The sequence below is a fragment of the Aristophania sp. ESL1100 genome, from assembly GCF_058511235.1.
The window spans coordinates 556,464-580,214 of sequence record NZ_CP196394.1; the positions used below are offsets into that span (position 1 = coordinate 556,464).

The 23,751-nt window shown below is 50.1% G+C and carries 25 protein-coding genes and 3 tRNA genes; 20 read left to right on the forward strand and 8 right to left on the reverse strand.

Going from position 1 to position 23,751, the window contains the following annotated elements; translation table 11 throughout:
• Positions 1 to 1,104, reverse strand: coding sequence for a class II fructose-bisphosphate aldolase (gene fbaA / locus ACSYSY_RS02755; RefSeq protein WP_491707797.1), 1,104 nt, complete (start codon positions 1,102 to 1,104; stop codon positions 1 to 3).
• A 226-nt stretch (positions 1,105 to 1,330) separates the two neighbouring features.
• On the opposite strand from fbaA, the gene ACSYSY_RS02760 reads away from it, so the two are divergent.
• The 9 genes from ACSYSY_RS02760 to ACSYSY_RS02800 all read left to right on the forward strand — a co-directional run bounded on the left by ACSYSY_RS02760 (position 1,331) and on the right by ACSYSY_RS02800 (position 8,113).
• Positions 1,331 to 1,906, forward strand: coding sequence for a NifU family protein (locus tag ACSYSY_RS02760; RefSeq protein WP_491707798.1), 576 nt, complete (start codon positions 1,331 to 1,333; stop codon positions 1,904 to 1,906).
• A 9-nt stretch (positions 1,907 to 1,915) separates the two neighbouring features.
• Positions 1,916 to 2,512: a malonic semialdehyde reductase gene (locus ACSYSY_RS02765; protein WP_491707799.1), complete on the forward strand. Its 597-nt coding sequence runs from the start codon at positions 1,916 to 1,918 to the stop codon at positions 2,510 to 2,512.
• Positions 2,503 to 3,237 (forward strand): tRNA (adenosine(37)-N6)-threonylcarbamoyltransferase complex dimerization subunit type 1 TsaB, encoded by a 735-nt coding sequence (gene tsaB / locus ACSYSY_RS02770; protein ID WP_491707800.1) that lies wholly within the window; start codon positions 2,503 to 2,505, stop codon positions 3,235 to 3,237. Before ACSYSY_RS02765 ends, tsaB begins: the two co-directional genes overlap by 10 nt.
• Positions 3,238 to 3,260: 23 nt before the next feature.
• Positions 3,261 to 3,701: a GNAT family N-acetyltransferase gene (locus ACSYSY_RS02775; protein WP_491707801.1), complete on the forward strand. Its 441-nt coding sequence runs from the start codon at positions 3,261 to 3,263 to the stop codon at positions 3,699 to 3,701.
• Positions 3,702 to 3,982: 281 nt separating this feature from the next.
• Positions 3,983 to 4,390 carry a Ros/MucR family transcriptional regulator gene (locus ACSYSY_RS02780; protein ID WP_489805025.1) on the forward strand — a complete coding sequence of 136 codons (408 nt, stop codon included), beginning with the start codon at positions 3,983 to 3,985 and terminating at the stop codon, positions 4,388 to 4,390.
• 108 nt (positions 4,391 to 4,498) lie between these two features.
• Entirely contained in the window at positions 4,499 to 5,053 is a 555-nt protein-coding gene (locus ACSYSY_RS02785; protein WP_491707802.1) for a Fur family transcriptional regulator, read from the forward strand.
• A gap of 135 nt (positions 5,054 to 5,188) precedes the next feature.
• Positions 5,189 to 6,019, forward strand: a complete 831-nt coding sequence (locus ACSYSY_RS02790; RefSeq protein WP_491708203.1) for a GNAT family N-acetyltransferase — start codon at positions 5,189 to 5,191, stop codon at positions 6,017 to 6,019.
• Positions 6,020 to 6,078: 59 nt separating this feature from the next.
• Positions 6,079 to 7,545 (forward strand): apolipoprotein N-acyltransferase, encoded by a 1,467-nt coding sequence (lnt, locus tag ACSYSY_RS02795; RefSeq protein ID WP_491707803.1) that lies wholly within the window; start codon positions 6,079 to 6,081, stop codon positions 7,543 to 7,545.
• 115 nt (positions 7,546 to 7,660) lie between these two features.
• Entirely contained in the window at positions 7,661 to 8,113 is a 453-nt protein-coding gene (locus tag ACSYSY_RS02800) for a helix-turn-helix domain-containing protein (RefSeq protein ID WP_491707804.1), read from the forward strand.
• A gap of 5 nt (positions 8,114 to 8,118) precedes the next feature.
• Here the strand turns inward: ACSYSY_RS02800 and ACSYSY_RS02805 are convergent, their stop codons facing one another.
• Positions 8,119 to 8,781: a tyrosine-protein phosphatase gene (locus ACSYSY_RS02805; RefSeq protein WP_491707805.1), complete on the reverse strand. Its 663-nt coding sequence runs from the start codon at positions 8,779 to 8,781 to the stop codon at positions 8,119 to 8,121.
• 64 nt (positions 8,782 to 8,845) lie between these two features.
• On the opposite strand from ACSYSY_RS02805, the gene ACSYSY_RS02810 reads away from it, so the two are divergent.
• Entirely contained in the window at positions 8,846 to 9,178 is a 333-nt protein-coding gene (locus tag ACSYSY_RS02810) for a hypothetical protein (protein WP_491707806.1), read from the forward strand.
• 45 nt (positions 9,179 to 9,223) lie between these two features.
• Here the strand turns inward: ACSYSY_RS02810 and ACSYSY_RS02815 are convergent, their stop codons facing one another.
• Complete coding sequence (locus ACSYSY_RS02815) at positions 9,224 to 9,445, reverse strand: hypothetical protein (protein ID WP_491707807.1); 222 nt, start codon at positions 9,443 to 9,445, stop codon at positions 9,224 to 9,226.
• A gap of 125 nt (positions 9,446 to 9,570) precedes the next feature.
• Here ACSYSY_RS02815 and ACSYSY_RS02820 point away from each other — a divergent pair.
• Positions 9,571 to 9,645: transfer RNA gene (locus ACSYSY_RS02820), tRNA-Gly, on the forward strand.
• 316 nt (positions 9,646 to 9,961) lie between these two features.
• Here the strand turns inward: ACSYSY_RS02820 and ACSYSY_RS02825 are convergent.
• Together ACSYSY_RS02825 and ppa are read right to left on the reverse strand one after the other, a co-directional pair.
• Positions 9,962 to 11,692 (reverse strand): carbohydrate porin, encoded by a 1,731-nt coding sequence (locus ACSYSY_RS02825; protein ID WP_491707808.1) that lies wholly within the window; start codon positions 11,690 to 11,692, stop codon positions 9,962 to 9,964.
• A gap of 202 nt (positions 11,693 to 11,894) precedes the next feature.
• Complete coding sequence (gene ppa, locus ACSYSY_RS02830; protein WP_491707809.1) at positions 11,895 to 12,419, reverse strand: inorganic diphosphatase; 525 nt, start codon at positions 12,417 to 12,419, stop codon at positions 11,895 to 11,897.
• Positions 12,420 to 12,607: 188 nt separating this feature from the next.
• On the opposite strand from ppa, the gene ACSYSY_RS02835 reads away from it, so the two are divergent.
• From ACSYSY_RS02835 to ACSYSY_RS02870, 8 genes are all read left to right on the forward strand, one after another.
• Positions 12,608 to 12,681 (forward strand) — tRNA-Ile (locus tag ACSYSY_RS02835).
• 95 nt (positions 12,682 to 12,776) lie between these two features.
• Positions 12,777 to 14,456, forward strand: coding sequence for an energy-dependent translational throttle protein EttA (ettA, locus tag ACSYSY_RS02840; protein ID WP_491707810.1), 1,680 nt, complete (start codon positions 12,777 to 12,779; stop codon positions 14,454 to 14,456).
• Positions 14,457 to 14,482: 26 nt separating this feature from the next.
• Positions 14,483 to 14,992: a GNAT family N-acetyltransferase gene (locus ACSYSY_RS02845; protein ID WP_491707811.1), complete on the forward strand. Its 510-nt coding sequence runs from the start codon at positions 14,483 to 14,485 to the stop codon at positions 14,990 to 14,992.
• Between the two features lie 18 nt (positions 14,993 to 15,010).
• Complete coding sequence (argC, locus tag ACSYSY_RS02850) at positions 15,011 to 15,913, forward strand: N-acetyl-gamma-glutamyl-phosphate reductase (RefSeq protein ID WP_491707812.1); 903 nt, start codon at positions 15,011 to 15,013, stop codon at positions 15,911 to 15,913.
• A gap of 103 nt (positions 15,914 to 16,016) precedes the next feature.
• Positions 16,017 to 16,101 (forward strand) — tRNA-Leu (locus ACSYSY_RS02855).
• 228 nt (positions 16,102 to 16,329) lie between these two features.
• Entirely contained in the window at positions 16,330 to 17,493 is a 1,164-nt protein-coding gene (locus ACSYSY_RS02860; protein WP_491708204.1) for a phosphoserine transaminase, read from the forward strand.
• The gene (locus tag ACSYSY_RS02865; protein WP_491707813.1) at positions 17,490 to 18,629 is read left to right on the forward strand and encodes an ATP phosphoribosyltransferase regulatory subunit; all 1,140 of its coding nucleotides are present in this window, start codon (positions 17,490 to 17,492) and stop codon (positions 18,627 to 18,629) included. Before ACSYSY_RS02860 ends, ACSYSY_RS02865 begins: the two co-directional genes overlap by 4 nt.
• 42 nt (positions 18,630 to 18,671) lie before the next feature.
• The gene (locus tag ACSYSY_RS02870) at positions 18,672 to 19,961 is read left to right on the forward strand and encodes an adenylosuccinate synthase (protein ID WP_491707814.1); all 1,290 of its coding nucleotides are present in this window, start codon (positions 18,672 to 18,674) and stop codon (positions 19,959 to 19,961) included.
• Positions 19,962 to 20,057: 96 nt separating this feature from the next.
• On the opposite strand, the gene ftsY is transcribed toward ACSYSY_RS02870, so the two are convergent.
• Genes ftsY through dapF form a run of 3 tightly spaced genes read right to left on the reverse strand, consistent with a single transcriptional unit; the run spans position 20,058 to position 23,004 of the window.
• Positions 20,058 to 20,960 carry a signal recognition particle-docking protein FtsY gene (gene ftsY / locus ACSYSY_RS02875; protein ID WP_491707815.1) on the reverse strand — a complete coding sequence of 301 codons (903 nt, stop codon included), beginning with the start codon at positions 20,958 to 20,960 and terminating at the stop codon, positions 20,058 to 20,060.
• Between the two features lie 38 nt (positions 20,961 to 20,998).
• Positions 20,999 to 22,222 carry a tRNA (N(6)-L-threonylcarbamoyladenosine(37)-C(2))-methylthiotransferase MtaB gene (mtaB, locus tag ACSYSY_RS02880; RefSeq protein ID WP_491707816.1) on the reverse strand — a complete coding sequence of 408 codons (1,224 nt, stop codon included), beginning with the start codon at positions 22,220 to 22,222 and terminating at the stop codon, positions 20,999 to 21,001.
• The gene (gene dapF, locus ACSYSY_RS02885) at positions 22,219 to 23,004 is read right to left on the reverse strand and encodes a diaminopimelate epimerase (protein WP_491707817.1); all 786 of its coding nucleotides are present in this window, start codon (positions 23,002 to 23,004) and stop codon (positions 22,219 to 22,221) included. Before dapF ends, mtaB begins: the two co-directional genes overlap by 4 nt.
• Before the next feature lie 103 nt (positions 23,005 to 23,107).
• On the opposite strand from dapF, the gene ACSYSY_RS02890 reads away from it, so the two are divergent.
• Positions 23,108 to 23,743 carry a class I SAM-dependent methyltransferase gene (locus tag ACSYSY_RS02890; protein WP_491707818.1) on the forward strand — a complete coding sequence of 212 codons (636 nt, stop codon included), beginning with the start codon at positions 23,108 to 23,110 and terminating at the stop codon, positions 23,741 to 23,743.
• The last annotated feature ends 8 nt before the right edge of the window (positions 23,744 to 23,751 follow it).

Genomic DNA, 23,751 nt, shown 5'->3' on the forward strand with positions numbered 1-23,751 from the left:
TTAGCGGGCGATGCTTTTGCCCTCTGAGCCAAGGATTTTCAAGGATTCGGTAACGCGTTTAGCGAGCCCTTGTTCACCAAGACGCAGCCAGGCGCGTGGATCATAGATCTTTTTGAAAGGTTTCCCTGTTGTCGGGGAAATCTGATGTTCAAAAGCTTCCTGATTTTCCTTGATGAATGCGGCGACACTATGGGCGTAGGCGAATTGGGTGTCGGTATCCAGATTCATTTTAAAGACGCCATATGAAATCGCTTCTTTGATCTTATGAAGCTCTGAACCGGATCCTCCATGGAAAACGAGAGGGAGGGGGTTGGCAGCTGTATGAGCAGTGCGTTGCACAAGAGACTGCGATTCTCTGAGGATTTCCGGGTGGAGCTTTACGTTTCCAGGTTTATAAACACCGTGCACATTGCCGAAACTTGCCGCAATAGAAAGCATTCCCAGAGGGCTCAATTGCTGCCAGGCTCTCAGGACTTCCTCTGGTTGCGTGTATAAACGGGCATTATCAGTCGCGTTTTCATCGAACTCATGGCCAATGCCGTCTTCTTCGCCTCCTGTAATTCCCAGCTCTATTTCCAACCCGATATCGAGTGGGGCCAGGCGTTTGAGCATCTGGGCCGAAAGCTCAAGATTTACATCCATTGTCTCTTCGGACAGATCAAGCATATGAGAAGAGAAGAGCGGGCGGCCCGTTCTGGCGTGATGTTGCGCATTATGAGTAATCAGATCATCCAGCCATGGAATGAGGGAGCGATTCGCATGGTCTGTATGTAAAATAACGGCCACGCCATAAGACTGGGCCAGAAGATGGACGTGATGAGCCAGAGACAGTGCGCCATAGACAGCCGCTTTATGTTTGTCTGCCAGGCTATTGCCGCCATAGAAACGGGCACCGCTATGCGATATTTGAATGATGATATCTGAACGCGCCTGGGATGCCGCCTCAAGAACAGCGTTAGCCATGCTTGAGCTGGCAACATTAACAGCAGGCAGGGCATAGCCGCCTGTCCGGCAGGCTTCCAGTAATGTGCGGTAATCGGCACCTGAAACCACACCTGCGGGAACGTGCGCTGAAGAATTTGAAGAGAGAGGAAGGTCGTCCATGAATCTACCAGCCCTGTTGAAAAGATTTAAGGGGCTTCATAATAGGCGATAAATAAATTTTTAGCTAAAAGATTAAATCTGAATTTAATCTTTTTCCCTAAATATTCCGTCACTTTTTCTCGATTAATAAACTTATCGTTATTTTGTCTTGTATTTTGACGATAAAAGCTCCATTTCGTGGGACTCATGATAACCGAATAGAAGAGTCCGGAACAGACACAACGTTATGCTTATAGAGATTGAGAACACCCCTAATCCTGCAACACTCAAATTTTTACCAGGACGGGCGGTTATGGGGGATAAGGCGCCTCTTAACTTCACGATTCGTGGGGGCGACGTTTCTTCTTCACCTCTGGCAGAAGCTCTTTTTATCCTACCGGAAGTCAAAAGCGTTTTTCTGGGGCATGATTTTATCTCTGTAACAAAAACTGACGACTCTGACTGGTCTGAGCTTCGCCCGGTTGTTCTTGCATCTCTGACCTCTTTTTTTCAGTCGGGGCAGCCTTTTTATCATCATAGTGACTCCCCTGAGAAACAGTCTGCAGATAGTGCCGTCTCTTCCGAGGATGAGGACATTATTACGCAGATTAAAGAGCTGCTTGATGAACGGGTGCGTCCGGCTGTCGCGGGTGACGGGGGGGATATTATCTTCAGAGGGTACAAAGAAGGAGTTGTTTCGCTTGTCATGCAGGGAGCCTGTGCTGGTTGTCCTTCATCCAAGGCGACTTTGCGTCATGGGGTTGAGTCCATGTTGCGTCATTATATCCCTCAAGTAACATCGGTCGAGCAGGTAGAGGAGTAACTCTACTTCATGACAGAAGAGACGCAATTTCCATTGAAATCTTTATTTACGGATCATCATACGCCTCACGAACTTTCCTCCCGTCCGGTAGAGGAAGACTTGTTGCAGGAGCTTTATGATGCACTCAAATTGGGGCCAACTTCAGGAAATTGTCAGCCTGGTCGGTTTGTGTTTCTGACGAGTGGGGAGGCTCATGAGAAACTCAAACCAGCGCTTTCTGCGGGGAATATTGCAAAAGCAATGTCAGCTCCTGTGATTGTCGTCGTGGCTCATGACCCGCTTTTTTTTGAGAACCTGCCCCGGTTAAATGATATCAGCGGACTGAGGGAATGGTTTGCCGGTGACGTTGGTCTGAGTGAAGAGACGGCTTTCCGGAATGGAACGCTTCAAGGGGCCTATCTGATTATGGCGGCACGGGCTCTTGGTCTTGCCGCGATGCCCATGTCGGGTTTTGACAGTATGATTGTTGAAGAAACCTTTATGAAACAGCAGGGATGGAGAGCCAACTTCCTTGTCGCGCTAGGCTACCCTTGTGAAACGGAAAAAACTGATTCTGCCGGTCGTGCTGAGCGCCTCTCTTTTGAAGAGGCTTGTTTGTGTCTGTAAAACGAGCTTCTTCGATTCGTTCTGTTAACAAAAACCAGCCTTTTAATGAGATCAGACAGGAAAATGTGCGTTCTTTGATTTTAAATGGAGCCGGTGCCGGCAGCGGACGTACGAATCTGATCGCTGTTATGGAAGGCGAAAGGGTTATTGCTTCGGAAGTTATGGCGGGGAGAGGCGCTTCGGAACGTTTTGCTCCGACTGTAGAGGCTTTGCTCAGAAAAGCAGAGTGGCAGAAAGCGCCTGACCAGGTTGTTGCCGTCATTGGGCCGGGGTCTTTTACGGGGTTGCGAGCGTCTCTTTCATTGGCCGCTGGTCTCGCGCGCGGTTGGGGCTGCGAGGCGAAAGGCGTTCGGCTCGGAGATGCCTTGCGGGAAACAGCAGGGGCGCCTCAGGCCGTATGTCTTTGTCTGGCAAGAAAAGGGCGTGTTTTTATCGACCCTCCCGATCAGGACGTCAGGGCGGCCGATCTTGGTAGTTTAGTGAGTGAAACGTGGCCGCTTGTGCTCGGAGATGCAGTCTATGGAGAGGATGCTCTCGAAGAGTGTATTGGTGAGCAGGGACTATTTATAAAACCGGATGTTACGGTTTTAGCTTTTGCTGCGCCTGATGCTGTGGGGATCTACCGGGCAGCCTGTTTGAAAAAGTCTCTTCCTCTGGCCCCATTATATATTGACCCACCTGAAGCACGTTTGCCTGCCAAAGGTATCAGGCCGTCACCACGTTAAGAAGCTATAGATAGGAAAATAGCGTGATTATCAGAACCATCGGCCCGGAAGGGGCTGCGTTATTGGCTTTGATTCACAAAGAAGCATTCGAAAATACAGGCGAAGTATGGGATGAAGCCTCGTTTGGGCAACTTCTGTCTTTGCCTGGTGTTACTGCATGGCTTGCTGTGCGGGATGATGAACCTCTTGGTTTTTTACTTGTCAGGACAGTTCTTGATGAAAGCGAAGTCCTGACGGTCGCTGTAAGACCATTAAAGCAAAGGCAAGGTGTTGGTCAGGCACTCTTTAAATATTTTTTAAGTTTTGTGGAGGGGGCTGTCAGGTTTATTTACTTGGAAGTCAGTGTTAACAATAGTGGGGCTATTTCTTTTTATAAGAATTGTAGTTTTCACGAAGTCGGCCGCCGTTCCGGGTATTATCGTGACGGAAGTGAGGCAATTCTGTTAAGATATTCTTTACAGTAGCTTCAGGATGAGTGTTTGTCCATAACGTGAAAACACATAATTTTTTTATATAAAATAATTATTTTATTTAAGAACCTTTTAATTCTATTTGGATAAACTATATATATAGACAGGATGTTTGAGAACAGTTTTTCTTCATCGGAAGATTAAAGGTCTAATTTTGTTAGTTTTATTCACTATTAAGACTATAATCTTCCAGAAGAAAATAGTATGAAACCTCTACCTTTGAGACCTTTTCCATAAGCTCGATAACTAAACCATGAAAGAGAACAGGTAATTCCATGTCATCAGATACTGATCTTCCGAACCTGCGCGCGTTAACCGCTCAGATCGTTACTGCTTATGTTGGGAGCCACGATGTTGCGGCCGAAGTAGTTCCCGACCTTGTCCGTTCCGTTTACGGTGCCTTAGCCGGTGTTGCTGAGCGTCCTTCTGCAACGCAAGAAAAGCCGGTTCCTGCGGTTCCTCCCCGTAAGTCCGTTTTCCCTGATTATATTATTTGTCTGGAAGATGGCAAAAAGTTGAAACTTTTGCGTCGTCATCTGAAAACAGCTTATAACATGACGCCGCAGGAATATCGTGAGCGTTGGGGGCTTCCGCCAGAATATCCGATGGTTGCACCTAATTATGCCAATCATCGCTCGTCTTTGGCACGCCGTATCGGACTTGGTCGTCGCCGGGGTGAGTGAGCCCTCTTTGCAACAATAAGGAAAAAATCCATTATAGAGGGGTTAAGTAGTGTTTTGCCTGATTTTTAAATTGGACATAACGACCTTTAATCGGCTAGGCCCCTCTATATGGTAGTTAATTATAACGAGTCTAAAAAACGGCGTCCTCTCGACGGAGCGGGTGTGGGGGATTCTCCCATAGCGCGTCTCTGTGTCGAGAACGGCTTAAAGATGACAGGCCAGCGTCGTGTTATTGCTTATGTATTGTCTCAGGCTGAGGACCACCCCGACGTAGAGGAACTCTACCGTCGGGCGTCCGCTCTGGATAGCCGGATTTCCGTTGCAACTGTGTATAGAACGGTCCGGCTACTGGAGGAAAAAGGTATTCTTGAAAAACGTGATTTTGGTGGCGGTCGGGCGCGTTATGAGGCGACCGAGCATGGGCGCCATTATCATTTTATTGATGTTGATACGGGGCGCGTTGTAGAGTTTGAGGGTGGCGAACTCGTGGCTCTCTTAGAGAAAATCGCTGCCAAACTGGGTTACAGTCTGGTTTCAAATCATGTAGAACTCTTCGGGAGACGGTCTGACAGGGCGGAGGATGAAACGCCTGAAAAACAGCAGACAGCTGCCGGAGCTATGTCGCAAAGACGTGGAGAGAGTGGATCACGTAATGAAAGATGACCAGATATGACCGTAAAAATGCTGGCACAGGGTCCTTCTTTCGAGCCACAATCGGCGCTCTCGTCAGAAAATAATCAGACAGCAGATCAGGATGATGATGTGCGGGTTGTCAGTAGCGAGACAGCGCGTGAGCAGATGGAAACACTGGCGACGCTTTCGCTTGATCGTAATGGTGGCTTCCAGGAATTACGCGGCGGCGCCCTTGGTGTAAGAATCGCACAGACTGATTCCGAGCGTGAAGCAGCTCAGGCTTTGCGTTATAAAGTTTTTTTCGAAGAAATGGGTGCGCGGCCTGATGAAAGAGTCATGCAGACGCGTCTGGACTCTGATGAGTTTGACGAGGTTGCGGACCATCTTCTGGTCATTGATCACTCCAAGGCGTCAGATGCGGCTGGTGTGGTTGGGACTTACCGCCTTTTGCGTTCGGAGGCCGCACGCAAGATAGGGCGTTTTTATACTTCCTCTGAATATGATATCTCCCCCCTGACCGGGTTTCCCGGGCACCTGCTGGAAGTAGGACGGTCTTGTGTCGCCAGGGAATATCGTGGTCGTACAGCCATGCAGCTTTTATGGCGGGGGATTGCGTCTTATATCTTCCTGCATCGTATTGATGTTCTGTTTGGATGTGCCAGTTTGCACGGGACGGATCCTGATGCGTTGAATGACGAATTAACCTGGCTTTATCATAATCATCTGGCCCCACCGGCTTTACGCGTGAAAGCGCTTCCAGAGCGTTACGTTACCATGCAGCGTACGGACCCGGCGAAACTGGATCAGAGAAGTTGCCTGTCTCGTTTGCCACCTTTGATTAAAGGTTATCTTCGTCTTGGGGGGTATGTGGGAGATGGTGCCGTTGTTGATGAACAGTTCAACACGACCGACGTTGCGGTCATCGTAAAAAGCGAACTTCTGGCCGATAAATATTATCGTCATTATGAACGTCGTTTGAGGGACGCCCTGGATTAAAGCTACAGAGGATCATGTCTCCTATATTCAAGATACCCTGCTTTCGCTCAGAGTGGCGGATGGCGTTGTTCTTGCTGGGGGCAGGGGCTCTGTCAGCCCTGGCTTTGCCGCCAATCAATTTTTTCCCTATTCTGGCTCTGACGCTTCCTGTTCTCTTTCAGGTAGCTCAGGACGCCCCTAATGCTCGCAAAGCGGCCTTACGGGGCTTTCTTTTCGGAATGGGCCTTCATATAGCCGGGCTCTACTGGCTGACAAATGCCATTTTAACCCGTGTTCATGAATATTGGTGGGTTGTACCGCTTGCAGCCCCGGGCGTGTCGCTGATTATCGCTCCCCTGATCGCGGTTCCTGCTGTTTTTTGCCGTTTTGTCAGCCCTGGCTGGCCGCGTGTTTTCATGTTTACGGGTGCCTGGACGCTGGCTGATATGAGTCGCGTTTTTATCTTTTCCGGTTTCCCATGGAACCCTCTCGGTAGTGCATTGGAGGTCCCTGGGCGTGTCGGTGACATCCTTATACAGCCAGCCAGCATTATAGGGGTTGATGGGCTGACGGCATTATTGGTGCTGGCCTCTTTGTCGCTATGGCAGAAGAGGAAAGGACTCATCTGCGTTATGGCAGGTTTTTCTCTCTGGCTCATTGCTGGAGGGTGGTTATGGACGCACCCTCATTATAAACCCGTTTCCAATCCCAGACTTGTGCTTGTGCAGGGGAATGTTCCTGAAAAAGAGGTTCTGGGGCATGATGATGCTGTCAAACAGTTTCAGTCCTATCTGTCTCTCACGCGGGAAGGGGTTGAAAAAGCCCAAAGACTTTCTGAGAAAAGGCCAATTGTTGTCGTGTGGCCGGAATCGGCATTTCCTGGTTTGCTCGATGAGGATGAATGGGCGCGTAAGGATATTGCGGCAGCCGCACAGGGGGCTACGTCATTTATTGGCTCAGATCGCCGAGTTGATCATCGTTGGTATAACAGCCTGGAGGCTATTGATAGCCAGGGGAATATCAAAGCCATTTACGATAAAAGCCGTCTGGTGCCATTCGGGGAATACCAGCCTGCCATTATCCCTTTTAATATTCTTCCGGAAGTCATAACGCCTGGGAAGGGTCTTGAAACGTGGGATTATCCTGAAACAGGGCGTGTTGGCCCGATGGTGTGTTACGAAATTATTTTTTCCGGAGAAGTGACGGAGCGGCATAACCGGCCTGACTGGTTACTGACAATTTCCAATGATGCCTGGTACGGCAATAGTGCGGGGCCCTACCAACATCTTGCGACTGGACGTATGCGTGCGGTCGAGGAAGGTCTTCCAGTGGTTTTTGTAAATAATAGGGGTGTATCGGCAGTTTATGATTCACGAGGCCATGAGGTAAAAAGAACAAAATGGGGTCAAGAGGAAATCATGAGCTCTATTATACCGTCTCCTAAGAAGGAAACTATATTCTCGTTATGTGGTAAATTAATAGCGACGTTTATTTCTATATTGATGATCGCTTTCTCTATATGTGTTGGATACAGAAGAGTATCTTAGTTTTTCTTTATTAATTTAAATTTGCTTTTTAATTAAATTTAAACTATATTGTCTTCGTTTTTTGGAGAGATCGCTCGTTATTGTGTGGTCCTTATTGAAAGGAGCCATAAGGGGGATGTCAGCACCTACTTCGGTAGATATTCATGTCGGGAACAGGATAAGGCTGGTTCGTGTCCTTCGGGGGTTATCCCAGGGGAAACTGGCAGAGGCTCTCGGGATAACATTTCAACAGGTTCAAAAATATGAACGGGGATCAAACAGGATAGGAGCAGGGCGCCTGTACGAAATTGCTCGGGTTCTTGAGATACCGGTTGGTTTTTTCTTTGAAGAATTGCACCGCGTCTCGACCGTTCAAACTGAGCAGGTCATGCGTGATGAAGTCAGGCCTCTGCGGCCTCCTGTAAGCCATGAAAACCATATGGCACACCATGATATCCTTGATGATGCGAAGCTTCTGACAAAAGCGGAAACACTGAAGCTTGTCAGGGCTTATTACCGCGTGCAGAACGTTGCGACGAGGCGGCAGATCCTGCAACTTTTAAAAAATCTGGCCGAGCAGGATGGATAAAATCCTTATTCCCGGCGAAGGATATAGTCCGTCACAATATGGCTCCATGGACGGACTTTGAACGCGTTACGCAGTCTCTGTTCATCATAATGGAATTTCACCCACTCTATAAAAGGCATTTTTCCTTCCCCTTCTTTCTGAAATAAGAGGAAAAATGCATCCAAAACCCCAGTGCGTGATCCTTTAAAATGCAAAAACCGCCAATGAAGTTGTTGTAAGGCCTGTTGCGCTGTTCCCCCTTCGAAAAGGACAATCAGGCCACTGGCTAAGCCAGCCCGGTCTGCACCGGATTTACAGTGTATGAGGGTTGGCGTCGGTAATGTTTTATAAATTTCGTAAAATCTCAGAATGCGGTCCCGGTGGGGGGCATTTCGGCTTTCGAAAGCCATATCGATATAGGGCAGGTTCTCAGCTTCACAACAGGCGCGCGCAAGAGCATCAGAGCCGCATTGGCGATGCCCTCTTAAATTGACAATGCTACGGAGCCCAAGCATCTTCTTCAAATGTTTGATTCGTTTTGGTGTAGGATGATTGCTGCGCCAGACTTTCCCTTCAATAACAGGTGAAAGATTGGTCCAGACAAGCCTGAAAATGGCATGGTCTACAAAAAGACTGTCACACCAGGCTTGAAAATAACGATGAAATGAGGTGGGCTTCCCTTTAAACATTGCTGTCTATTTCCATGCTAAGAGAGAAGCGTCAATGATGGAAATGACGAGGGGAGATGTCATAATGAATAAATTACTGATTCTGTCTATTTTATGCCCATTAATTCTGGCTGCCTGCTCTGATGACGAAGGCCCTCAGTTCAATGGTCCAAAAGCTGATATGACGGAAGCCTACCCAGGTGCGTCTCTGGCTTTAGGAAAATCCGGGCACAAAAAATCATCTGACCGGGTTCCTTTCCTTTCCATGCCTGCGAATGTGCCTGATGAAGAAGGGCACGGGCCTGCGATGGGCGGGGGCGCAACCGGAGCCGCAGCTCAGCAATCAACGGCCACCGCTGACACGGCGCCGCACCCCGTCCAGACGGACACTGAAGTCTCTTACGGCCCTAATAAATAAGAACTTCTTAGCAAAGAAGATAATGGATGAAGGTCACAGCGGGTCCTATTTATGACCTTCTTTAGGCTCTTCATCCAGAACTTCGTCAGCTTTATGATCAATCGTTAATTCCTCACTGAGAGGCATACGGCCTGCTTCAAAGGCTTGCGTCGCCCGGGCCTTTGCATTGGCAGCGTGAGAGCGATCAGGAATAGGGTAGGTCCTGTTAGGACCAGCAAAAGCACTATCGGGCAAAGCCCGTCTTTCCTTAGCTGTCAGTCTCGTCATGATGGTCTCCTTTCCAATGATTTAAAGGTTTTTGAAAAAAAAGATAAAAAAATGAAAAAACTTGTTTTTTAGGGCTTGCGCTGATCCGAATTTTCGAGCATAACGCACCTACCGAACGACGGAACGCGGGCGTAGCTCAGGGGTAGAGCACAACCTTGCCAAGGTTGGGGTCGTGGGTTCGAATCCCATCGCCCGCTCCAGTCGGTCTATTATAAAACAGAATAGTTTAAAGAGTGGCAAACTATTCTTCCTTTTTTCTGAAAAATGATTTCAGAGTTAAATCTCCTTAAAATTTTAAAGAGTGTCTTTCTTGGTTAAAGATGGTTTTTCAAAGGGAATTTCTGTTTGATTTCCTGAGACAACCATTACCCGCCTGGAATCGTCAGATAAGTAAGAAAATTATAAAGATCCGTAATCCGCAATAAGTCTTTCCTTTTGGCTGAAGATAGAGAACGTATCATCAGGATACAAAAAACCCGCTCATGAAATGTCTGTCTATGAGCGGGCGGAATGATCTTAAAAAAGCTGGATGTGGGATTTAAAGCCGATCATTGCGGCGTTTTTCAGGCTTCTTTGCCCACCGGGATGGATGTAATACTGGAAATCAGGCGCAAAGGTGACGCCGCGTGTGACGTGGATGCGGTACATGGCCTCAATCGTGCTGCCGCTTCTCTGAAGGTCATAAGAGCCATTCATGAGGGCAGGGCCTCCTATGGCAGTGACATGGCCTCCCTGAGCCAATTGCAGCTTCTGCGTACGTTTCACGCTGCCAGAGACACTCGTATAACTATAATTAACGCCAAAGGCATCCAGAGGGCGTGCGGGCCAGAAGCCTGTGTCTACCAGGCCGAACTGGAACTCGTTTTTACGTGTAGAGGAACGCGGTTGGTTGAAATAAGCACCAGCAACAAGAGACAGGCCACCCTCCATGGTGTCAGGTGTTTTGTTGCGGATCAGCATCTGGTCAACAATAACCCAGGCAGCCCAGGCGTTGTGATTGATGCGTTTTTTGCCCCCTGTAATGGCCCATGGCTTGCCATTGACGTCGTAATAATTATCGTCGTGTTCAGCAGTGTCCTCGGCAAAGCCGACCTTGTAATTTCCAGGAAGTTTGTCCTTGCCGAATTCAGGCGTCCAGCCGAACTCAACAGGGATGCTCTGTCCACTTAAGTCTGAGCTGCTATATCTGAGACCTGAGCGATTACGCGTGTAATCATAAACATTTTTTTGTGGGAAATAGATACCAATTTGAAAATAGGTGTGGTTGGTCGGGCGGTATCTTACGCGTATAGCCCAGTTGGCAGCGGGGTAAGAGGAGTGGGCATAATTGTCGGAAGAGGGCTTCAAGTTACCGCAAAAGGCATTATTCATGAAGTTGCAGTAAAGCGTATCGGCTGAGAAGTCTGAGAGAAAAGACATGCGTCCAGCGGCAATGTCCAGATGGCCTTTGAGAAGGGTTTCCTCTCCGTAAAAATAGACCATATGGAAAAAAACGTTACCACCACCACCATAAATTTCAGAGCTGGGATTGAGGTTGTCGCCATACATATTACTGCCCGGTGTTCCATAACGGCCAACAGCAACAGCGTGTGTGGCAAAACCCGTCAGGCCGGCAAGCATTTCCCAGTCAATATCACTTTCAATAGCATATTGTCCGGCATTGGCACCACCTTTGCGTAAACTGCCTCCATGATGACTATTCCATCGTCTCGAAGGGCTCGTAACACCATTGGCAAATTCGTTTGTGTTATCCAGCATGATGGCAATACCATGAGACCGCAGATAGCTGTTCCACCCGAATGGGTCGGGAAGAATGGCTTCCGGGTGGGGCAGGGCCGGGACAGAGCTGTTTTTACCAAAGGCAATATTGTTCAGTGGCAGTGTGACGCGTTCAGCCATATCCATGCCATTCTGGTCATAAACACCATATTGAATGGGCTCATATCCGTAATTGAGGCCCGTAGCAGAAGGATTTATGTGAATTGGCGCCAGATCCTGAAGAAGTTCAGGTGTTGCAGGTTTAATGATACCCGTTTCTTTAGAAGGGGGAGTGGCTGAAGGAGCAGCCGTGGCGGCTTTAGAAAAATTTTTCGAATGGTCAGCTGGCGCTGTCTGGGCCTGGGCTTTCTGTGCCGTAATGGAAACCCCACTCAAAAGAAGTGTGGCAAAAAATGTTTTACAGAGAGCATGACCGAATGAAGGTCGTTTTTTTTCTAAAAGCCTGTGCTCCATAGAAGATCCTGTCATATAAGTTTTTGAAACGGTGTCGTTTTTTTCCATCCTGTGGTTGTAGCGATTATTGAAGAAAAAGTGTTGCCAACAACGTCGTGAGGTCAGAATTTTTTTACCATCGTGTTGCCAATATGCAAGCATACCTAAAATATATATCCGGTCAGTCTGGTATTTAATACCCTTAAGACCGACCGGTTCCATTATTTAGGGGCGGTTGTTATTTCTGTGCCGCTTTAAGAGCGTCAAGAATGATTTTCCCGGCTTCTTCCTTATTATCCCAGCCAGAGACCTTGACCCACTTATTGGGTTCCAGATCTTTGTAACGCTCAAAGAAATGGGAAATCGCTTTCAGGGTGATTTCGGGAAGATCTTCAATTTTGTTGATGTCACGGAACTGAGGGTGAACTTTATCGTGAGGGACACAAATGATTTTTTCGTCGCGGCCGCTTTCATCTTCCATTTTCAGCACACCGATCGGACGGGCGCGGATCACGCATCCTGGCACAACGGCATTGGGTGTCAGAACCAGGGCATCAACCGGGTCTCCGTCAGCAGCTAATGTGTTGGGAATAAATCCATAAGCGGTCGGGTAGGCCATAGGTGTGAAAAGAAAACGATCGACAAAAATAGCACCACTTTCCTTGTCGACTTCATATTTAACCTGAGAACCCTGCGGAATCTCGATAACGACATTAACATCATTAGGCACATCTTTGCCCGCTGCGATTTTGGAAATATCCATAGGAATCATACTCACTGAGGGTTGCAAAAAACAATTAAGACGTAATGAAAGACCTTCCATCCTAAAAAACTGTTACTTTTTTAGCAGAAAAGCCATTTCCAGGGGCAATTCTATAGAATTTGGATATTATTTGTAGCTAATGGGGTTGAAAAAAAGATAAAATTAGGCGATTTCCATGTCTCACCTGGGCGCCTGTAGCTCAATTGGTTAGAGCTGGCCGCTCATAACGGCTAGGTTGCGGGTTCGAGTCCTGCCGGGCGCAGGGTGTTCTTTCTGACACCTTGCCACCAGGTTAACCTCAAGGGTTATAGTGTGTTTCTCTGTCATTTTTCCGGCTTGCGTTAAAGGAGACCTCCCATGGCAGCCTATCAGTACGTCTATGTCATGAAGGACCTTACCAAGGCTTATCCTGGTGGGAGAGAGGTCTTCAAGGGTATTACGCTTTCCTTCCTCCCTGGTGTGAAGATCGGTGTTCTTGGTGTGAACGGTGCCGGTAAATCCACATTGCTTAAAATCATGGCAGGGATTGAAAAGGAATTCGGAGGGGAAGCCTGGGCCGCTGAAGGTGTGCGGATCGGCTATCTGGAGCAGGAGCCCCAGCTTGACCCCAATCTGACGGTTGGTGAAAATGCGGCCATCGGGTTTGGTGAAATCAAGCATGCGGTCGACCGTTTTAATGAAATCTCCGCTAAATTTGCTGAGCCCATGTCCGATGAGGAGATGAATGCTCTTCTGGCAGAACAGGCAGAACTTCAGGAAAAGATTGATGCCGGTGATGGCTGGGAGCTTGATCGCAAATTAGACATCGCTCTGGACGCTCTGCGTTGCCCACCTGCTGACAGCCCGGTGACCCATCTTTCAGGCGGTGAACGTCGTCGCGTGGCCCTTTGCCGTCTTCTGCTGGAAAAGCCTGACCTTCTTCTGCTCGATGAACCGACCAACCATCTTGATGCAGAGAGTGTTGCCTGGCTTGAAAAGACTTTGCGTGATTATGCCGGCACCGTCATGGTTATCACCCATGACCGTTACTTCCTCGATAATGTCACGAACTGGATTCTGGAAATTGAGCGTGGTCGTGGTTATCCATTTGAAGGGAATTACTCTTCCTGGCTCGTTCAGAAACGCAAACGTTTGGCTCAGGAAGAGAAAGAGGAAAGTGCCCGTCAGCGCGCTCTTGCCGCAGAGCAGGACTGGATTGCCAGCTCTCCAAAGGCCCGACAGGCTAAAAGTAAGGCCCGTATTACCCGTTATGAAGAAATGCTGGCAGCTGAGCAGGAGCGCGTCGGCGGAACGGCTGAAATTGTTATCACGCCTGGCCCTCGTCTGGGTGGAACGGTTATTGAGGCGGAAAGCCTTTCAAAAGGGTTTGGTGATCGTCAGCTGATCGAGAATCTGAGCTTCAAACTGCCACCAGGGGGGATTGTCGGCGTGATTGGCCCCAATGGTGCCGGTAAGTCCACGCTCTTTAAAATGATTACGGGTCAGGATCAGCCTGATGCCGGGTCTTTGACCATCGGTGATACGGTCAAGCTTGGTTATGTCGATCAGTCCCGTCATAGCCTGGATGATAATAAAACCGTCTGGGAAGAAATTTCAGGCGGGACAGATGTCATCTATCTGGGCAAACGGGCGGTGCCTTCACGTGCTTATGTCGGAGCCTTCAATTTCAAGGGCTCAGATCAACAGAAACGTGTCGGGGTTCTTTCCGGGGGAGAGCGTAACCGCGTTCACCTCGCTAAAATGTTGAAACAGGATAATAACGTGATCCTGCTCGACGAACCGACCAATGACCTTGACGTTGATACGCTGCGTGCTCTTGAAGAAGCTCTTGAAAGCTTTGCCGGGTGTGCTGTGGTCATCACCCATGATCGTTGGTTCCTTGACCGTCTGGCAACACATATTCTAGCCTTCGAAGGTGATAGTCACGTCGAATGGTTTGAAGGCAATTTCCAGGACTATGAAGAAGATAAACGCCGTCGTCTGGGGCCTGATGCGACTGAGCCAGGTCGTATCCGTTATCGCCCCATCGCGCGTTAAGGATCGTATGATCATTACAGGCTGCTGTGCTGGGGCGTGAGCTTCAGACAGCGCGCCTGGTCCTCCGTCCTGTCAATTGGCAGGATATGGAGGCTATGGCCCGCTTGAAAAGCGATATAGGTGCTTTTGGTGCCATGCTTGGCGGCGTGCGCAATCGCGTGCAGGCGGAACGTGAAATGGCGGAAGACATCACGTTCTGGGCCAGGCGGGGTGTTGGCATTTTCTCTATCTTTGAAAAGAATCGTTTCGTCGGCATGACCGGTGTGCATGAACGCCCCGATGGGCGAGGGCTTGGGTTGAGGATCGCTCTGTTTCCGGCCGTTTCCGGCAGAGGGATTGCCCGTGAGGCGGCCGCCCGGGCACTTTCTTTCACATTGGATAGTGGGGAAAAGAGAGTTGTTGCCGTCACGCGTGAAGATAATCTAGCATCCCGGATTGTTCTGGGCAGTATTGGTATGACCCTTTCTGAACAGTTCTTGCGTGATGGGCAGACAATGTATCTTTATGAAAAGAAACAGACATCCCTCGAGTGGTAAGGCAAAAAAGGAATAGTCATGACAACGCGAATCTTTATTGATGGAGAAGCCGGAACCACAGGATTGGGGATTCGCCACAGGCTGGAAAATCTGTCCGCTGAGTATGGGTTTGAGCTTCTGCATATTGATCCGGACCTGCGGAAAGATCCGCAAGCCCGTAAGGCCCTTATGCAGCAGGCTGATATTACAGTGCTTTGTCTGCCCGATGATGCCGCCCGGGAAGCTGTTGCGCTTGGTAGGGATGTTACGCGTTTTCTGGATGCCAGCACAGCGCATAGAGTGGCTCCGGACTGGGTCTATGGCCTGCCGGAACTTTCTGAAAAACAACCCGATCTGATTCGCAATGCGTCCTGCGTCAGTAATCCCGGCTGTTATGCAACGGGTGCAATCGCCTTGCTGCGCCCTTTAGTCCAGGCGGGTCTTTTGCCTGCTGATTATGCTGTCTCCATAAATGCGGTTTCCGGCTATAGTGGGGGAGGGCGCACAATGATTGAAGACCATGAGCGTGACCATGGTCCCGCCTTCATGCTTTATGGGCTGGGACTTGCGCATAAGCATCTGCCCGAAATGACTCATTATAGCGGACTTATGCATAAGCCGCTTTTTGTTCCATCCGTGGGTCATTTTGCACAAGGAATGATTGTCTCGGTTCCTCTGCATCTGGTGAAGCTTCCGGGCTTTCCTTCAAAGGAGGCGGTTAAAGAGGTTCTTAAAAAAGCCTATCAGAATTCTGAAACGATTCGCGTCTGTGAAGAGGAACCCACATTGCTTGCAGACCGTCTGGCCGGACGTGACGATATGGAACTGCGCGTTCATGGCCATGAAGGGCAGATCGTTCTGACAGCAACGCTGGATAACCTTGGCAAAGGTGCTTCAGGCGCGGCTGTGCGTAATCTTATGCTTATGAGCGGGCGCATCTGACGAAAATTCACATTTTTGCGGATTTACTATAGCTCTTTCGGAGAAGATGGATTATTGAGCTCTCTCAATGGATATCTTCTCCGGTCAGAAGGTGTCTTAAAAAGCGAGAGTGGCGGAACTGGTAGACGCAGTCGGCTCAAAATCGACCGCCGCAAGGCTTAGGGGTTCGAGTCCCCTCTCTCGCACCACTTTTTCAGAAAAATTTATAGTCTCCTCTTGCGCCAGGTCATAAGCAGCCATGACAGCACAGGCGCACTATGTTAATGTCCCAGCCGGCAGTAAGCTTGCGTGATAGCTGGTTCTGGAGCGGAAGGTCTTCTGTCATCGGTGGCGCTTACATCTGACGTTGTGACGTTCAGGAGCGGGCTGATCCGGTTTTTATCGTGTTTCTTTTGCTGATGGATTTCCCTTTAGCCATGCTTCACTCCAAACCTTCTTTGCGCCCCGCACGTCCTTTTTTCTCTTCCGGTCCTTGTGTCAAACGCCCCGGCTGGTCTCCCGATGTTCTGAAAGAGGCACTTCTGGGGCGTTCGCATCGTTCGCCGGAGGGGCGGGCACGTCTTAAGGAAGTCATTACACGGAGCAAGGCTGTTCTGGGGATTCCGCAGGACTGGCGCGTAGGGATTGTCCCTGCTTCTGATACAGGAGCGGTGGAAATGATCTTATGGGGGCTTGGTGGGCAAAGAGGAGTTGATGTTCTCGCTTTTGAGAGTTTTTCCGGGATCTGGGCCAAAGATCTTAAAAATGAACTGAAGCTTGAGGATATCCGCGTTCTGGAAGCGCCTTATGGCCAGCTACCCGATTTTTCCCGTATTGACTGGTCCCGCGATGTTGTTCTGACGTGGAACGGGACGACATCAGGCGTCTGTATTCCATCGCCTGAAGCCATTCCAGCACAGCATGAAGGACTGGTTATTTGTGACGCGACGTCTGCCGCCTTCGCGATGGATCTGCCTTGGGACAGGCTCGATATTGTGACATGGTCCTGGCAAAAGGCTCTGGGGGGAGAGGCCGCTCACGGGATGCTGGCACTCAGCCCACGGGCTGTCGCGCGTCTGGAGCAGGGGGCTCCGAGAGCTTTGCCCAAGATTTTCCGCCTGACGAATAAAAAAGGTCTGATTGAAGCAATTTTTGAAGGTGATACCATTAACACACCTTCCATGCTCTGTGTTGAAGATGCGCTCGATAGTCTAAAATGGGCAGAGCAGGTGGGAGGGCTTCCGGCTCTGAAAGCGCGTTCGCAAAAGAATTTTTCTGTCGTGAGACCCTGGGTTGAAGCCTCTGACTGGGTTTCATTTCTGGCAGAGAGGCCGGAAACGCGCTCCTGCACGTCAATCTGCCTGAAAATTACAGCGCCATGGTTTGAGGCGTTATCCGAAGAACAGCGCGGGAAAGCTGTAAAGCACCTGACCGGGCTTCTCGCTAAAGAGAAGGCGGGGTACGATCTTGCCTCTTATCGCGATGCGCCTGCGGGTTTACGTATCTGGGGCGGTGCAACGGTTGAATCTGAAGATATTGTCCGCCTTCTGCCCTGGCTGGATTGGGCGGCTGAGGAAACCAGAAAGGAATTTACAGCATGATGGGTTCAACAGATATTCTGAGCCCTTCTCTGTTACCTATGGGCTTTGTCGATCTTTTGCCAGGCGATGCTGAAGCAGAAGCGCAGGGTATTGCCAAAGTGATGGATGTGTTCAGCTCTTATGGTTATGAACGCGTTCGTCCTCCCCTTCTGGAATTTGAAACGTCCCTGCTCAGCGGTGCTGGTGAGGCATTGTCTGAGCAGAGCTTCCGCCTTATGGACCCGTCCTCTCATCGTATGATGGCGCTGAGGCCTGATATGACGACGCAAATTGCGCGTATTGCCCAGGTAAGGCTTCATGATATGCCAAGGCCTTTACGCCTCTCTTATGCTGGCGATTGCGTTGTAATCGGCACGGCAGGGCGTGAATCAGACAGGCAGATTTTACAGACCGGGATTGAATTGATTGGCCCGGACACCCCTCAGGCCGATGCTGAAGTAATTGCCCTGGGGGCAGAAGCACTTGAAGCGCTGGGGATTAAAGGTGTTTCTTTCGATCTATCCATGCCGGTGCTCGTCTGGAATTTGATTGATCAAAGCTTTGAAGGGGCAAAAAGAGAGGCCCTTATTCATGCGCTTGATCGCCGGGACGCGGCGGCGGTTGCTGAAGAGGGTGGGGCATTGGCACCGCTTCTTTTGGGAATGATGGAGGCCGCCGGGCAGGCTGACCGGGCTTTGGAACGTCTTGGGAAACTGGTTTTCCCACCGTCTCTGAAACCCTATCTGGACCGGTTGCAGGAAAGTGTTGCTGCGTTAAGGCAGCGTCTTCCGTCCCTGCGTTTGACAATTGACCCTGTTGATTTCAGGGGATGGCGTTATCACACAGGGCTTTGCGTCACGGTTTTTGCTCTCAAATCGCGAGATGAATTGGGACGCGGCGGGCGTTATCTGGCAGGCAAGGAGCCTGCATGCGGTTTGACGCTCCATCCTGAGGCTTTATTGAAAGTCGCCCCTGTTCCTTCCCGCCGGCCGCGCTGTCTGGTGCCATCAGGTCTGGTGCATGAGGTCTTATCGGCTCTTCATAAAGAAGGGTTTGCCACAATTGAGGCTCTGGGAGAGACCAGAGCGTCTTCAGACGAGGCTCGCCGGTTGCGTTGCAGCCACTACTGGCATAATGGCCACGCTGAAGCTCTTTAATCGTTTAAATTTCTGTTCTTGCTGTAAGGAAAGTCTGTTTTTATGTCCAACGTAACCGTAATCGGCACCCAATGGGGGGATGAAGGAAAGGGCAAGATCGTTGACTGGCTTGCCAGTCGCGCTGATATTGTTGTCCGCTTTCAGGGGGGACATAATGCAGGTCATACCCTGGTTGTGGGGGATCAGGTTTATAAGCTTTCCCTTCTGCCTTCAGGGTTGGTCAGCGGCAAGATCGGCGTTATCGGTAATGGTGTGGTTGTCGATCCCCAGGCGCTTCTGGGGGAAATTGAGCGTGTAACGGCTCAAGGGCTTGTCGTCACACCTGAAACATTATGGATTGCTGAGACAGTTCCCCTTATTCTTCCTCTTCATGGAGCACTTGATCGTGCCCGTGAAGCGGCTCGCGGGGAACATAAAATCGGCACAACAGGGCGGGGCATTGGCCCGGCTTATGAAGATAAGGTGGCTCGTCGTGCCATCCGTCTCTGTGATCTGAAAGAACCGGAAACGCTGGACTGGAAGATTGATGAACTCCTGCTTCATCATAATGCTCTTCTGTCAGGTCTCGGCGCAGAAACATTCACCAAAGAGCAGGTTCTGACGTTCCTCAATGAAGTGGCTCCCAAAGTCCTACCTTTCGCCTGCCCTGTATGGGACCGGCTGGATGAAGCCGTCAGAGCTGGCAAGCGTGTTCTCTTTGAAGGAGCGCAGGCTGTGATGCTGGATGTGGATCATGGCACATATCCTTTTGTGACAAGCTCAAACACCATTGCGGCCATCGCGGCTTCAGGCAGCGGTGTGGGACCAAAAGCTGTTGGGTTTGTTCTGGGGATTGCCAAGGCTTACACAACACGCGTTGGCGAAGGGCCTTTCCCATCCGAACTGCATGATGAAGTCGGGCAGGGGCTTGGCAAACGCGGTCATGAATTTGGAACAGTGACAGGCCGTCCCCGTCGTTGCGGCTGGTTCGATACGACTTTGGTGCGTCATGCTGTGCGTGTGGGTGGTGTTGACGGTATCGCCCTGACCAAACTTGACGTGCTGGATGGCATGAAAGAAGTCTCACTTTGCGTAGGATATGAGCTGGACGGCCAGAAAATTGACCGCTTCCCATCCTCACCAGCGGCTCAGGCTAAAGTGAAACCTGTGCTGGAAACCATGCAGGGCTGGAGCGAGACAACAGCAGGGGCTCGTTCATGGGCAGATCTGCCAGCGCAGGCCATTAAATATGTCCGCCGGATTGAGGAGCTGATCGGCGCTCCCGTGACACTTCTTTCCACCAGCCCGGAACGTGAAGACACAATTTTGATGAAAGACCCGTTTGAAGGGTAATCCGTGTCTGTTTGAAAAAACAAACCCCGCAGAAAGGTCATTTTCTGCGGGGTTTTCTTTTTATACAGTCAGGCGACTTTGATAGTCAGGGAAAGATTATGCCCCGACCAATCCTTTGGCAAAATCCTCTGCAGAGAAGGGGCGTAAATCCTCAGCCTGTTCACCAACGCCAACGAGATGGACAGGGAGCTTGAACTGTTCAGCCAAAGCAACGACAATACCGCCGCGGGCAGAGCCGTCCAGCTTTGTGACAACAAGACCGGTAACATTGACCAGTTCACGGAAGATACGCACCTGTTCCAGTGCATTCTGACCAGTCGTGGCATCCAGCACGAGCAGCACGCTATGAGGCGCTGTTTCGTCAAATTTCTTCATGACCCTGATGATTTTGGCCAGTTCTTCCATCAAAGCAGATTTATTATGCAGCCTGCCAGCCGTATCAATCAGCAGGAGATCGGCTTTTTCTTCAGCAGCACGTTTGAGACCGTCATAAACCAGTCCGGCAGCATCTGCTCCGGTTTTACTGGCGATTACAGGCGCACCGACGCGTTGGCCCCAGATCTGGAGCTGCTCAACAGCGGCAGCACGGAAAGTATCACCCGCAACCATCATCACGGATTTGCCTTCCTGCTTATAATGATGGGCCATTTTGCCGATTGTTGTCGTCTTGCCAGTACCGTTTACGCCGACTACGAGCACAACGTGAGGTTTAAGTTCCGGGTTCGGCGTAAAGGGAATGGCAACAGGTTCAAGAACCTGCGCAATTTCCCTGGCAAGGGTTTCCTTGATTTCTTCGCTGGTGACGTCCTGACCGAAGGCTGTGTTGCGGAATTGTTTGATAATGCGCTCTGCAACAGCAGGGCCAAGATCAGCCGCAATCAGTTCATCTTCAAGTTCTTCAAGCGTTTGGTCATCAAGCTTACGCTTGGTAAAAATCGCCGTAAGACGTTCATTGGAACGGGACAGGCCCGCTTTGAGTCGTGAGAAAAATCCAGCCATAAACTGGAATGTGACGAAGAAACCTCTGCCGTCAAGCCTCAGCTCACAATTTCTGCATTTATTTTACGATTTTCAATATTTAAAAGCCGCATCCGGTAGGTTTTTCCCAGGGCTATGGAAGGAGCTCCCTGGAGGGTTATAACAGCAAATTCAGGCGTATGGCCGCTTGTCTCTGTTTCCAGTAGCACGTCTTTTTCCTGACCGATAAAGCGCTCAAGAAACTCCAGATGATTTCTCTCTCCCAACTCTCTGAGGAGAGCAGCGCGTTCCTGGCGGATGTTTTTGGGAAGGCTCGGCATGCGTACAGCAGGTGTGCCGGGGCGCTCGCTATAAGGAAAGACGTGCAGAAATGGCAGCGCGTTTTCCTCGATAAAATGATAGGTTTCCTGAAAAAGTTCTTCCGTTTCAGTCGGGAAACCTGCGATCAGATCAGCGCCGAAACCAATATCAGGCCGTAAGCGACGGATGGCTTTCAGTGATTGACTAACGCCTTTGGTCAGGTGACGGCGCTTCATTCTTTTAAGAATGAGGTCAGAACCCGCCTGAAGAGAAAGATGCAGATGCGGCATGAGGCGTGGTTCGTCAGCCAGAAGCGCCCAGAGTGTTTTATCGCCTTTTTCCAGGTCAAGCAGAACGGGGTCCAGAGATGATAATCGCAGTCGTTTAATGGCGGGAACATGCTTAAGCAGAGCGCGGCAAAGCGTGCCAAGCCCGCTTTCACCTTCCTGCCAGGACGCAATATCAACGCCGGTTAGCACGATCTCTTCATGCCCTGCTTCAGTCAGGGTGCGTGCACGGGAAATAATGTCAAAAAGCGGCAGGGATTTCGAAGAGCCACGGCCGGCAGGAATTACACAGAAGGTACATTCATGGTCACATCCCTGCTGCACCTGCAAAAGAGCACGTGTATGGCGGGAAGGAGGGGGCGATAAATTGGTTTTCGGGTCAACACCCCAACGTGTGGGCGCAAGCTTCTCCCCATTGGGGACGAGCCTTTCAACGCCCTCAAGAGCCGCCCATTTTTCCGGTTCACGTTCAGAGGCGCAGCCCGTGACGATAATCTTTGCTTCAGGGTTTTCTCTATGCGCTTTACGGATGGCCTGTCGGGCCTGCCGCTCTGCTTCAGCGGTGACGGTACATGTGTTGACGATGATTGTTTTCTGCCCGTCCAGATTTTCTTTTCCTTGTCGGGCATAATGAAGCATGGCGTCGCTTTCATGGGCATTTAAGCGGCAGCCGAACGTAACGATAGAGACACTCATGAACTAAAACCGGGAAACTGACCTGTAAAACTAAGAGTTGCGGGACCGGTCATATGCACAGGACCGTTTTCTTCCCAGTAAATTGTCAGATCGCCTTCTTCCATCGTGACAGTGCAACGTTTTTCAACCAGATTGCGCCTGACAGCGTTGACCACGGCGGCACAGGCCCCGGAACCACAGGCAAGCGTCAGACCGGCTCCTCGTTCCCAGACCCGCAGGCGTATATGAGTGGGGGAAATAATTTCGGCAAAACCGATATTGGCCCGTTCAGGAAAGAGGGGGTCATGTTCCAGTTGAGGGCCGAGAAGAGCTGCATCCTCAATAGAGCGGAATAAGGTAAGATGGGGGTTGCCCATGGAACAGGCTGCGCCATCATAAAGCGGCATATGCGCAGTATCGCAGTTCCGGGAAAGGGGGATGTCCTGCCAGTCTAATTTGGGAACGCCCATAATAACACGAAATTGCCCGTCTTCATTAAAAGTGGGCAAAAGGCCGTTTTGAGTTTGCAGGACAGGATTATGGCCGACAAATTTGGAAATACAGCGTGATGCATTGCCACAGGCTCCCGCTTCGGACCCATCGGGATTAAAAAACTGCACGCGAACGTCAGCGCCCGCCAGTTCAGGCGGAGAAAGGAGCACGAGCTGGTCGCACCCGATCCCTGTATGACGGTCACAAAGCGTGCGAATCATATCGGTCGTTAACGGGATTGGGCGGTCACGGCCATCAAGCACAACAAAATCGTTGCCCAGCCCATGCATTTTCGTGAAATTTAAACTCATGATAAATCTCTATATAGGATAATACCCTTGATGTCTTCAGGTTCTCTCTTACCTGTAAGAGTGACAGAGAGTCTGTTTTTGGAAAATTGAACGAGGTTAATGCGTGCAGGGACTTCACGAAAAAGCTTTTTCGCAGGCAAGTGATATAGAAGATGACGTTTTTTTCGCCCGTCAGGGGTCGGATTCCTTAATGGATCAAGGAGCCCGGACGGCCGTAACGGCGCTTTATCGCACAATCCTGCCTGTAGGAGGGTGCACACTTGACCTGATGGCGGGGTCAGACAGCCATATGCCGGAAGATGCGACATTCCGCGACTTTGTCGGGCTGGATGTCAATGAGACGGCTCTGAAAAGCAATGAAGTCCTTACCCGTTTTATTGTGCAGAACCTCAATAAGGAAACAGAGCTTCCTTTTGAGAATGATTATTTTGACGGGGCCGTCATGTGTGATGGTCTGGCTTATCTGACGCAGCCTCAGAAAGTCCTTGAAGAGGTGCGCAGGGTTCTGAAACCGAATGCCCCGTTTGTGGTCAGCTTTTCCGACCAGTTTATCCCTGCCAAGGCTGTGGCACTCTGGCAGGCTCTGGAGCCGGCGGATCGTGTCCGTCTGGCAAGCAGTCTTATGCATAGTGCCGGATTTGTTGCTCTGGATACAGGCGAGGTTGTCCCGCCTGAGGACCTGACCGCGTGGAAAGATAGCGTCCATGCAGTCATTGGGCGTGCGCCCGTTCAAAATTAGTGTCAGGG